This window comes from Bacteroidota bacterium (assembly GCA_016714535.1).
In the GTDB taxonomy this organism is placed as follows: Bacteria; Bacteroidota; Bacteroidia; order AKYH767-A; family OLB10; genus JADKFV01.
The window spans coordinates 24,937-37,862 of record JADKDR010000013.1; the positions used below are offsets into that span (position 1 = coordinate 24,937).

The 12,926-nt window shown below is 40.3% G+C and carries 7 protein-coding genes; 4 read left to right on the top strand and 3 right to left on the bottom strand.

What is annotated here, in order from left to right; all coding sequences use genetic code 11:
• Nucleotides 1-321 precede the first annotated feature (321 nt).
• The 4 genes from IPO27_15735 to IPO27_15750 all read left to right on the top strand — a co-directional run bounded on the left by IPO27_15735 (nucleotide 322) and on the right by IPO27_15750 (nucleotide 9,327).
• Nucleotides 322-4,200 carry an alpha-2-macroglobulin family protein gene (locus IPO27_15735; GenBank protein ID MBK8847893.1) on the top strand — a complete coding sequence of 1,293 codons (3,879 nt, stop codon included), beginning with the start codon at nucleotides 322-324 and terminating at the stop codon, nucleotides 4,198-4,200.
• 53 nt (nucleotides 4,201-4,253) lie between these two features.
• A complete protein-coding gene (locus IPO27_15740) occupies nucleotides 4,254-5,741 on the top strand; it encodes a hypothetical protein (GenBank protein MBK8847894.1) in 1,488 nt (495 codons plus the stop codon).
• 42 nt (nucleotides 5,742-5,783) lie between these two features.
• A complete protein-coding gene (pbpC, locus tag IPO27_15745; GenBank protein MBK8847895.1) occupies nucleotides 5,784-8,108 on the top strand; it encodes a penicillin-binding protein 1C in 2,325 nt (774 codons plus the stop codon).
• A gap of 298 nt (nucleotides 8,109-8,406) precedes the next feature.
• Nucleotides 8,407-9,327: a T9SS type A sorting domain-containing protein gene (locus tag IPO27_15750; GenBank protein ID MBK8847896.1), complete on the top strand. Its 921-nt coding sequence runs from the start codon at nucleotides 8,407-8,409 to the stop codon at nucleotides 9,325-9,327.
• Nucleotides 9,328-9,387: 60 nt separating this feature from the next.
• On the opposite strand, the gene IPO27_15755 is transcribed toward IPO27_15750, so the two are convergent.
• From IPO27_15755 to IPO27_15765, 3 genes are read right to left on the bottom strand one after another with little or no spacing between them, the layout of a single operon-like run.
• Nucleotides 9,388-10,440: a PorP/SprF family type IX secretion system membrane protein gene (locus IPO27_15755; protein MBK8847897.1), complete on the bottom strand. Its 1,053-nt coding sequence runs from the start codon at nucleotides 10,438-10,440 to the stop codon at nucleotides 9,388-9,390.
• Nucleotides 10,441-10,447: 7 nt separating this feature from the next.
• A complete protein-coding gene (locus tag IPO27_15760) occupies nucleotides 10,448-11,767 on the bottom strand; it encodes a CotH kinase family protein (GenBank protein MBK8847898.1) in 1,320 nt (439 codons plus the stop codon).
• A 29-nt stretch (nucleotides 11,768-11,796) separates the two neighbouring features.
• Nucleotides 11,797-12,921 carry a lamin tail domain-containing protein gene (locus tag IPO27_15765; GenBank protein ID MBK8847899.1) on the bottom strand — a complete coding sequence of 375 codons (1,125 nt, stop codon included), beginning with the start codon at nucleotides 12,919-12,921 and terminating at the stop codon, nucleotides 11,797-11,799.
• Nucleotides 12,922-12,926: the final 5 nt, after the last annotated feature.

Sequence of the window (12,926 nt, forward strand, 5' to 3'; positions counted from 1 at the left end):
TAATCTGCTTAACATAAGCCATGTAGAAACCACCTCTTTTTCTGAAAATTTTCAGCAATAAATTTTCAACCCCTGCTTGAAGCCCTTCTCAAAATCCCTCTCATTTTCATCACTCTTAAAATGCCGATAATTTATTTTATCAACAGTGCCATAATTGTTTTAAATTTTTTGGATTATTGAATGCACTTATCCGGCTATTTATGTCCTTACGTTTTCCGTTAGTACCGTTGCTTGCGTTGCAAGCATGCGAGGCAATACGAGGACATTAATGGTAGCAAAAAACAATCAAACAAAAACCACCTGTAATCAAATAATTAAAAAATGTTAGTCATAACAAAAAAAGCTGCCGCTGCGCAGTCGTACGTACGCTATATTTTATTCTTCATGCTGTTAGCATTAAGTGCCTGCAAAAACAAAGAAAACGAAGTCACGCTGGTTGCCCACAATTTTGGCGATGAACTCATTGCCGAGCAGTCGCTCAACTTTACCTTCTCGCGCAAACTTGTGAGCGATTCAGTCATCGGAAATTTTGTAAACGAAAGTTTATTGAAAATTACGCCTTCGGTAAGTGGTCGCACCAAATGGATTAGCGATCATGAGTTTAGCTTCACACCATCTGAGCGCTTTGCACCCAACACGGCTTATACCATCGAGCTAGTTACAGCTCAATTGCTTAAATCCAATAAGCAATTAAATTTTTCGGGCAATTCCGTTTTCAAAGCTGCTACTGCCGGACTTATGCTAAACAATGTATCCTTCCACTGGCTGGCCTTGCCAGCCCAGGCCAATAAGGCTATACTTAAAATGCAACTCGATTTCAATTATAAAATTAATCCTGCCGAAGTGTTGCGCTTTCTTAAAGTAACAAGTGGCGGAACTGAGTTGGCTGTTAAGTCAGCATCAACGTCCATAAGCGAAAGCCTTGAGTTTGAATTGGAAAATGTACCCGAAAGCGATGATGACCAACCCGCTTTAATTAAAATTGAGAAAGGGTTGCCCATTCCTTATTCGCAATCCACAGCACCAGCACCCATTACATACGAAAGTATTATTCCTTCCAAAAGTAAAGTCACCATAACCGATGTTCAAACAGAACATACCGGCACCATAGGCTCTATTATGATTTATACTTCGGTCGAGTTGGAAGAGTCAACCCTTGCTAAGAGTATCACCGTCAACCCCGATGTTGTTTTCGAAATCACCAAAACAGATTATGGCTGTATGCTTACTTCCGAAAATTTTGAGATTAATAGCACCTATAGATTGGCCGTGGCAACTTCGCTACAATCTGCATTGGGTGGTACATTAAAGTCAAGTTTCGAGCAAGATTTGGTTTTTGGAAAATTGAATCCGTCCATTTCTTTTGTCAGCAATAAGGCCATGTATCTTGGTAGCAAGGGTTTTCGCAATGTGCTTGTTAACATTACTTCTATACCTAAAGTGAAAGTAATGATATATAAAGTTTACGAAAATAATATGTTGCAGTTTCTTAGCAAGGGCATCCAATACGATGGGTATTATGATTACGATGAAGATTACTATTACGATTATCAGTCGTTTAGTATCGATGACTATGGAGATCTTATTTATTCGCAGGAAGTAGAAACTAAAACATTGGAGAAGCGCAATGCTTCGCGCATACTTCACTTCGATTTTGAAGATAAGGCAAAGAACGTAGCGGGTGTATATGTGGTGCAAGTGCAAAGTGCCGATCAGCAATGGGTGCAGGCAAGCAAGGTGATGTCAATATCTGATATTGGATTAATTGTAAAAGAATCGCCTCAGGCAGTTACTGTATTTGCTAACAGTATAAGCGCAGCAAAGTCGCTTAGTGGAGTAAAGGTTGGCTTGGTTACCTCAAAAAACCAACCCATTAAAACAATTACCACCAATAGCGATGGAGTAGCTGTATTTGATAAACCCGAAGGTGTATTTCCCGATTATAAAGTAGGATTAATAACAGCAAGTAATGGAAGCGATTATAATTTTATAAAACTTAATTATAGCAACCGTATTGAACAGGCGCGCTTTGATGTAGGAGGAAAATACATTACCGAGCAGGTATATGATGCCTACATATATGGTGACCGTGACTTGTACCGCCCTGGCGAAACTATGCACCTGGCAGCTATTGTACGCGATATGAAATGGCAAAAGCCCGGAGAGATGCCGGTGCGTTTTCGCATACTTATGCCTAATGGCCGCGAGTTTAAATCAATAAAGAAAATACTTGATGAGCAAGGCTCTTGCATGGCCGATGTGCCTATACCAGCTGCTGCTGTTACCGGAACCTACCAGGTAGAATTGTATAGTGCAGCACGCGAGCCAATAGGCCGCAAATCAATTAGCGTAGAGGAGTTTATGCCAGATAAAATTGCGGTAAAGCTGGAATTAAGCAAAAAGCGATTCGCATTGGGCGATAGTGTAGTTGCATTGGCTACTGCAACCAATTTATTTGGACCACCGGCTGCCAATCGTAATTATAAAGCAGAGCTAACCATGGGCAATCAATATTTTCAAAGCAAAAAGTACAGCCAATATAATTTTAGTTTATCACGATTCGATAGGAGTTTCTCAATAATAGAACGCAGCGGAACAACCAATAGCAATGGACAATGGAGCGAAGGATTTTTTATGACCAATGAATATGCCAATCACGGTATTTTGAAAGGACGCATTTTTGCAACCGTGTTTGATGAGTCGGGGAGGCCGGTAAACCGCGAATCTTCTTTTGAGCTGATTACCCAACCGTACCTGCTGGGTATTGACATGGCTGATAATTATGTAAGCCTCGATGTACCGGTTACTATAAACCTTTGTGCTGTAAATGCTGACGACAAGCCTATGACAAATGCCAAAGCAAAAGTTACCATTGTTCGTAAGGAGTGGTATTCGGTAATGGAGCGTTATGGTAACGGGTATCGCTACAACAGTCAGTATCGCGATATCATACAACTGCAAAAGGAAATTGTTATCAATTCGCAAACTTCATTGCCATTCACACCGCTATACAATGGCAGTTATGAGGTACACGTTAGCCTGCCCGGCAGCAATAATTATGTGACCAATTATTTTTATGCATACAGTTTTGGCCGTACAAACAATAACAGCTTTGAAGTTAATAATGAAGGAAATATTGACATCGAAGCAGATAAGGAAAAATACAAAGTGGGTGATAAAGTGAAGTTACTTTTCAAGACACCGTTTGTCGGTAAAATGATTGTTACCATTGAGCAGGATAAAGTATTAAACCATTACAGTATCAGCACAGATAATAAATCTGCTACGCTCGATTTTACACTTAAAGATGAGCATTTGCCCAATATCTATGTTAATGCAATTGTCATTCGTCCGCAAGATGATGGCAGCAATCCTTTGGTGGTTGCTTCCGGAGTTAAAAGTATTATTGTTGAAAATCCTACAAGAAAATTAGATTTGAAAATAGAGGCTGCCACACAGTCGCGTTCGCGTACCAAACAAAGTGTGCGAGTGCAAACTACGCCCAATACCCCTGTTACCATAGCCGTTGTGGACGAAGGTATATTGCAAATTAAAAATTATAAAAGTCCTAATCCATACGATTTCTTTTACGCACAACGAGCATTAGGTGTAACATCCTACAATATTTACCCCATGTTGTTTAATGAAGTGATGAGTAAACGTACAGCCACCGGTGGTGACGAATTTGATTTAGCAAAACGTGTAAATCCCATTACCAACAAACGTGTAAATCTGGTAGCGTTATGGAGTGGCATTATCCAATCTGACAAGAATGGTATGGCTGAGTTTAGTTTTGATATTCCTCAGTTTAATGGTTCGTTGCGCATCATGGCGGTATCTTTTAAAGATCAAAAATTTAATGGTACCGAAACATTTATGAAAGTGGCCGATCCTATCGTAATCAATTCTGGTTTGCCTCGCTTTGCAAGTCCCGGTGATACCATCATCATGCCTGTTACCCTCAGCAACACTACTGCAAGCGCAATTACTGGCAAGGTAAGCATTACTGCTACTGGCCCTTTCAAGGTAGTTGATAATCCCGGTGAGGTAAACATAAAACCTAACAGCGAGTCACAATTAAAACTGCGCGTTTATACACAGCAAGTTATAGGGGCGGGTACCATAACTACCACCGTATACGCTGGTAAAGAAACATTTAAAGAGGAAGTTAATATGACCTCGCGCCCTGCAACATCCTAATAGTAAATAGTGGCTCCGGAACAATAGCTGCAGGCTCAAAGACCGAGGTTGATTTGGCTGGTGGTTTTATAGAAAGCAGTACCGAAGCAAGATTGATAGTAAGCCGTTCACCTTTGGTATCATTTGGCCGCAGCCTCGATTATCTTGTACGTTATCCCCATGGTTGTGTAGAGCAAACTACCAGTGCAGTGTTTCCACAATTATACTTCACCGATTTGGTTCGAGATATGAAAATGCCCGGTGGAGCAACAGAAAATAATCCGAACTACAATGTAATGCAGGCTATTATAAAACTGCAAAGTATGCAGATGGGTAATGGAGCATTGGCCTACTGGCAAGGTGGAGGCTACGAAAGTTGGTACGGGTCTGTTTATGCCACACATTTTTTGCTCGAAGCCCGCAAAGCTGGTTTTGATGTAGATCAGAACGTTCTCAATAAACTTTATAATTATTTAATATCCATGTTGAGCGAGAGGCGCACCGAGACTTATTATTATAATAGCAACCAGCAGAAGGAAGTTGCACCGCGCGAAGTATCCTACTCCTTATATGTGTTGGCATTGGCCGGCAAAGCACAGATGTCATCGATGAATTATTACAAAGCCAATCTGACATCATTGAGTTTGGATGCACGCTATATGCTGGCAAGCGCATATGCGCTTGCAGGAAATAAGGCCGCCTATCAGCAGATTTTGCCTAAAGCTTTTTCAGGTGAAATAGCAGAGTCGGTAACCGGAGGTAGTTTTTACTCCTACTTGCGTGACGAATCCATTGCATTAAATACGTTACTCGAAGTAGATCCTGCAAACCCGCAAGTAAATGAGATGGCAAAACATATTTCGGAGCAGATAAAACAACAGACTTATATGAACACGCAAGAGTGTGCCTTTAGCTTTATCGCCCTTGGAAAAATTGCACGCAAAAACAAATCGAATAATGCTACTGCTACTGTATACGTTAATGGCAAGCCGGTAGGTAGTTGTGCAGAAAAAAATGCAGTGGTTAATTTAAAAGACCTAACGGGTAAGAAGGTTTCGATTACTGCAAGTGGCACTGGAAATGTGTATTATTTCTTTACAAGTGAAGGTATAAATAAGTCAGGCACATTTAAGGAGGAAGATAAATACATGGCCGTACGCAAAACTTTTTATAACCGAAATGGTACGGTAATTAATCCGGCTTCGTTGAAACAAAATGATCTGATAATTGTGAAAATATCTGTGGTAGGAACTACCCGCAAGAATATTGAGAATGTAGTGATAACTGATATGTTGCCTGCCGGGTTCGAAATTGAAAACCCTCGTTTATCCTCTACTGCCGAGTGTGCATGGATTAAGACTTTTTATACGCCACAACATACTGACATCAGAGATGATCGCATCAACCTATACACCGATGTAAACAATTATCCAAAAGAGTTTTATTACATGGTACGGTGTGTTACTAAGGGTGCTTTCCGCATGGGGCCTGTAAGTGCCGATGCTATGTACAATGGCGAGTATCATTCCTATCACGGGGGCGGCAGAGTTGTTATTGACTAAGGACAAGTGCTCCTGTTAAACTGAATAATCAAAACAATAACGATGAGTACTGTAATTGGTTGGAAAGCAAAGTATAAAAAATGGCTTGCTCGTGTGGTGTGTAGCATTCTTGCTGTGGTGGTAATTTTATTGGTGCTCGACATGATATTTCCTTTCAGATTAACAATTGCTTATTCAACCATTGTAAAGGATTGTAATGGAAAAATTATGCATGCATACTTAAGCAGCGATGATAAGTGGCGATTAAAAACGGAGTTGAGCGAAGTTAATCCGCTGTTGCGAAAAACATTTTTGCAAAAGGAAGATAAGTGGTTTTATTATCACACGGGATTTAATCCGATAGCAGCCGGTAGGGCCTTGTTCAATAATTTGTTTTATGCTAAACGAACATCAGGAGCTTCTACCATTACCATGCAGGTAGCGCGTATGAGTAATCCAAAGAAGAGAACGTATTCAAATAAAGTGGTAGAAATTTGGAATGCCATTCAGTTGGAGATGCATTACAGTAAGGATGAAATTTTTCAGGCATACATAAACCTGATTCCTTATGGAGGAAATATTGAAGGGATAAAATCAGCTGCTATGATTTATTTTCAAAAGCCTCCCCAACAGCTTAGCCTTGCAGAAATTGTAGTGCTTACTATCATTCCAAATAAGCCAACTTCGTTGGTCAAGCCCGATAACTATCAGCAGCTAATGGAGCAGCGCAACAAATGGTTGTTGCGTTTTCATTCTGAAAAAGTTTTTGATCGAACTATAATAGTTGATGCCATTGGCGAGCCTCTTCAACTTAAGAGGCACTCATTGCCAAAGTATGTTCCACATTTTTGTAATAGAATAAAAGGTATGAGCAATGAACCAATTATCGCTACTACACTGGATTATAAAATGCAGGAAATTGCTCAAGGTATAACAAGTACTTATGCTCAGCGTATGCGTGGCATAAATGTAAATAATGCTGCCGTTTTAATTTTAGATAATACGAACGGAAATGTGCTGGCATATATTGGCTCGCCTGATTATGCTGATGCAGCCAATGCAGGGCAGGTTGACGGAGTAAGAGCTGTGCGAAGCCCCGGGAGCACCTTAAAGCCTTTGCTATATGCTTGCGCGTTCGACAAAGGGCTGCTTACTCCCCAAATGCAAATTGAGGATGTGCCAATAAATGTAGCAGGATATGTGCCTGAAAATTTTGACCAGAAACATAATGGTTCGGTAACCACCGAGTTTGCTCTTATTAATTCTTTAAATATTCCTGCAGTTAAAACACTAAATGATGTAAGCATCAATCACTTTGTTTCGAGACTAAAACAAGCAGGTTTTGAAAGCGTAGCACGCAACGAAAAGCAACTGGGCTTGAGCGTTATATTAGGTGGTTGTGGTGCCACACTTGAAGAGCTTAGCAGACTCTATAGCAGTTTTGCAAATAACGGACAATTAAGACCGCTGAATTATCTACAGCAACATTGCGATACTTCCAAAGTACAATTAGTTTCGAAGGAGTCTGCTTTTATGCTCACCTCCATCTTAACGCAACTTAACCGACCCGATATGCCCAATAATTTTTCCAACACAAAGCGCAGTCAGCCTGTTGCTTGGAAAACCGGCACCTCTTATGGGAGGCGCGATGCCTGGTGCATAGGATACAATCACCGTTACACCATAGGTGTGTGGTTAGGGAATTTTTCGGGACAAGGTGTGCCAGAACTTACCGGTGCCGATATGTCCACGCCTTTGTTAATTTCTTTATTTAATGCCGTAGAAGATGCCAACAAGGAGAGTTGGATGCAAGATAAGGGGGCGCTTGCTTTGCGAAGCGTGTGCAGCACTACCGGCAAAGTGCCGGGTGATGATTGTTCTGACAAAACGGTTGATTGGTATATACCCATGGTTAGCAATTATGAGAGGTGCATGCACAATCGCGATGTAGCTGTTTCACCCGACATGAAGTATTCGTATTGCAGCGGCTGTAAACCTGCTGATGGTAACTATAACACTATACGGTGTCCTAACATCAGTCTGGCGCTTACATCATTTTATCAGCAGCAGGGAATTGCCTTTGCAAAACTACCTGCGCATAATCCACTCTGTACTCATATTTCTACCGATGCTTCGCCTCAGATAATATCGCCAAGTGCCAAAGCTGATTATGTATTAGCTGCAAGCGACAGCTCGCAGTTGTTGCTGCAGTCGCAAGCCGCAAGTGATGTAGCCCGTGTATATTGGTATATTGATGATATGTTATACAAGGCTGCTGCACCGGACGAACGAGTATTTTTTAAGCCTCATACCGGTAATATTAAAATTACCTGCATTGATGATAAAGGTAGAAGTAGTGATGTTACCATCTCGGCACGCAACCTTTAACTGTCTTTTATTCTCGTTCAGTAATCGAATATTCTGTTTCACGCAGTGGCTGAGATTGCCTATTAACGGGCATTTCAAATCTTGGTAGATAACTTGACGCAGACGTTGCCTGCGTTCTGTCTGTGTTTGTTTTTTATATTTTTATATCCATTCTAAAGCCTCGTGATTTATAAAATCCATTTCAAACAGAAAGATTCCTGTTTGAGGTAGAATATTTTTTTGAGTAATAAAATATGTTATACTATTGTCTCGCGATCGATCGATTAGTAATTCAGTCTAACATTTAAAAATTTAATTAATGATGAAAAATTTAACCAAATTAATGATGTCGCTTATTGTGACATTGTTTGCAATTAATGTAAACGCACAGAATTGTGGTATCCCTACAGGATTAAGCGCAACTTCAATTAATGGAGCCACCACCTTAGCATGGAATGCTGTTCCAGGGGCATCCTCGTACACAGTCGAAATTCAAAACGCACAGGGCAATCCGCAAGTGATAACCATTACCTTGCAAAGTATTACCAACAGCATAATGCCACAAGGACTTAACAATGGTGCAAATTATAAGTTTAAGGTAAGAACAAATTGTGGTGGCCAAAACAGTAACTGGTCAAACGTATTCTTTTTTGTTGCTGGTGGCGGTGGCGGCAATGCCTGCAATACTGCACCTGCTAACTTAACTGTTTCAAACATTACAGCCAAAGGTGCTAAGTTTACATGGGGTCCGGTACTAGGTGCAACTTCGTATAGAGTGCGTGTAGAAAATGGACAAAATAATCCGGTACCATTTTTATTAATTCGTAATACGGTAAACACTACCATCACCATTGGTAATGTGTTGACGGCTAGTACCAGTTATAAAGTGAAAGCTAGAGCACTTTGTGGAGCTAATAATACAAGCCCATGGACACCATGGATTCCATTTACCACAGCAGTACAACGTTTAAGCAGCGATAATTCATTATTCGAAGGTTTGGCAGTTTATCCAAATCCGGCCAACGAAAAAATTCAATTCGAACTCAGCGATGGTTTTGATGGCCAACAAGTGAATTTTTCGATAGTTGATTTGCAAGGTAAAGTTATAGTGTCGCAAAATTTTGAAGCAAATGAAAATGCCAATACCCTGGACTTGACTGAAGTGAAGAATGGTGTGTATATGGTAAAACTTACTATTGGCGAAACACAAACGATGCAACGATTAGTAGTTGCACATTAAAAAAAGTTGCTCATCAATTTTGATTAACCGGTGCTTCAATTGAAGTATCCGGTTTTTTTATTAGGAATATTTTCGCATAAAGCGAACCCTGCTTGGCGGCATAATTTTTAAGCAAAGTTCGGGGCCTCCAACTGAGCGCGTAGTAACTATGTTGGATGAATAGTTGATGTCGTAGCTTAAGCCTAATTGCCAATTGCCTTTTGAATAAATAATAGTTGGTGCAATTGCATCGCCCAACCTAAAGTAAACTCCATAGCTGATTGAAGCAGGCACAACCAAGTTGGTAAATTTACCTTCGGTTTCCTTGCGGTTCCGAACAAGAAATCCAATAATTAATTCTTTAGAAGGGCCTTGCCTGATATACGCAATGCTTGGTTGCAAAGCTCGAAGCCCACCTCCTATATCAAACGAACCATTAAAGTGCAACACTTTTTTTCGATACACTACATCCGAAATAAAATTACCTACACCAATTTTCGGTTTATTATAATGAATGATGGCATAACCAACATTGAATTTTTTAGAACTAAAACCTTGAAAGGATTCCTCATCAGTATTAAATTCATAATTGAAACCAAGCGAATAATCAGGATAGGCAGCAGTGCTAAGTCTATCAGGCTCACCACTTATAGATGGATCATAAGCACCATTTTGAAATTGAGAACCCCATTGCAGATTGTTTATATTCGCATTGCGCTGCGATACTCCTGCTGCCAGCCCAAGCGATAACTGATGATGCACAGCTATTGGTACAACCCCCGAAACATTGAACGAACCATGAAAGGCACCAAAGTTGGCTTCTCCAGCCATGTCTTTATATAGATTAATACCAGCGCCCATATAGCTTACTTTTTTGCTTCCGGCATTAGGGTCACGAAACATAGGCATATCAAACGATGCATTTACGGTATTGTATCCCTTGCCGGCAGTGGGCCATTGATTTTTATAGTTTAAGCAAAACCTGTATTTATTCAGAAAATTTCCTGCTAAGGCCGGATTTAATGTAAGAGGTGCTTCGTGAAATTGAGTAAAGTGTATATCCTGAGCACTCAGTGTTGCTGCAAAAAGAAACGGCAATAACCCTGATAGTATATGTTGTGTGTATTTTTTCATATAACTGTTAACGCATCAAAGTGATTGATCCTTTTTTTGAAATTCGTTTTTTATTTTCCATGACAACTTCAACCCTGAAGGTGAATACATCTGAATTCAACAATTGATCTTTATAGGTGCCTCTCCAACCTTCGTTTTTATTATTGCTTGAAAAAACTTTTTCGCCCCAGCGATTGTACACTTCCATGGTTACTGTTTCTATACTATCACCATATACCTTGAATACATCATTCTCTCCATCCCCATTGGGAGAAAAAGCAGTAGGTACAAAAATTTCATTTTTTGTAGTGGTGGTATCCTCAAATTCAAAGTGTGCAATCACTTTAATATTGGTATCAATATTTAGAAACACAAGGCTATCGTTGTTTGATGGAAAAAGCGTATCGCCTTCAATAGACCAATGCGTAAAATGGTAACCCGGATTGGGGATAGGAGCAAGGTATTGCTTTATGTTGCCAAAATATTTTCCTGTCCAAACATAATCATCAATAAAAAGTGAATTAAATTTTACTACACCTCCCGCTTTCGGAATAGCATTAATTTGTACTTCGTAAGGTCCTTTAAGATCATAACAATTAATAAAGCCATTGATAAGCTGCACACAACGGTCGTCAATAAAGTTGCTTAAGGTATTCACACTTGCTTGCCAACCCGATTTGGTTCCACCCCACTTGGTGCATTGTGCATCCATTTCAGGGTCAATAGCAGCAATCATACTGTCCAGAACCTGATGCATGTTGTTACAATTAAAAACGGTATTTACCAAATCAACATACCGATTGATGTAGTACACTTTAAATGTATCTGTTTGCATCAGCTTATTCAGAATCGGAACATGTCCTTGTCCTCCCGGATCGTTTAGTGTATTGGGGTCACAAGGATCAGCGCTTGGTCCGGTGTTGGGAACACCGGTATAATTTATATAGTGGCCAAAGGTGGCATCCATATCCCATAAGGTATAGCGCCATTTTTTCTTTTTACCCGCAGGGTCAAGACCGCGCCACCATGCAGTATTCCAGTTAAGCCAATCCTGGCATACTGTAAAAGAATTCAGAATAAAGTAATCTGTCAAACTTTCTATGTTATATACACTATCGATGTAATTATAGTTAGCCGGTACATTCAGGTTATTGGCATTGACCCAGGCTAAAAACGTATTCCAGTTATTTTGAGCGTTTACGCCATAAGGTGCCCAGGTAGAACCCCATGTTTGTAAAAACTCTACGTTTGGTTCATCCTGATCATAATAATAGCTTGTAAAATCTAGATCGTCTACTTTTTCGCGAAGTTCATACACGCCCCAATATTCTCCGTTGCGATACAACACACATGACTGAGTAGTGCGTTCATCAAGCTCTAGTTTGCCACGCTGCGATAGCTCATGGCAATAAGCATCGCGTATATGTGCACCCCTTCGAATGGGTAGTTGTCATTGGCTGCAGGCTTCAAAATCAAGCGTTGGTAATGTTCTCTATCTTTCTGTTTGAATACCTGCGCTTTAACTCCGCTCGAATAACCAAATTGATCGCGGCCTATAAAATCGATACCGCGTTGATCATATGCCCAACTATCATTACCATGCTCATCGGCTTCACCATATGATGTACCCATGAGTGTATATGTTTCATCGTAAATTTCGATTCCTGTAGTTGGAGAAAATTGTGTGCCACCAAACAAATCGTTCAATCCTTCGCCAAATACTGATACCACAGGTAAAGCATGATTTACATTGATAAAAAAAGTTCCGCTTTCAATAAAGCTGGGATGGAAAGCAGGGTCGGTGCTAAATGCCCTGGCACGCAAAACTGCAGTGGCGCTTATGGCTACGGGCGCGGTGTATAGGGTAGAAGCTTGTGTTGGCTCATCGCCATTGGTGGTGTATCTTATTTCTGCGTTTGAATCGGAACATGTAATGGCAACACTTATTGCAGCATTGTGAAATCCAATAGGCGTATCAAAATTAGGTACAGGAACATATCCTGTTAGCGCATTGGCATTGGCAGCGCCCGGGGTAGGTGTAGCAAATAATGACCATGTTGGCGCTGAGTCAGTAGTGCGACCGCGACTGTGATCTTTGAGAGCAGGAATCATGGTGACAGAATCCATAACCAACAAACTGGGTGTGTAAAGTACAATGGTTTCATAGTCTGTTTGTGTTAGCTTAAAACTAGTATGTACAAACGTGCCCACTACCGTATTTTGTTTCGAACAAAAAACTAGTTGATAGCCGTTGGCAGGAATAGTCACACTTGGAAATTCCCATTTAGTTTTATTAGATGGTTTGTCTGTAAGAAAATATCCCTGTAAGTCTATTGGGTTTGACGAGGTATTGTATAATTCTATCCAGTCTTCTTTTTGGTTAAAATTATCATTGATTGTATTAACGTTTGATGCCGACCACTCATTAATTACTATTTGTGCCTGGGCATTTCCTATCATCAAAACGAATAGAATAGCTCGTATTAAGTTAGATTGAATCATGATGT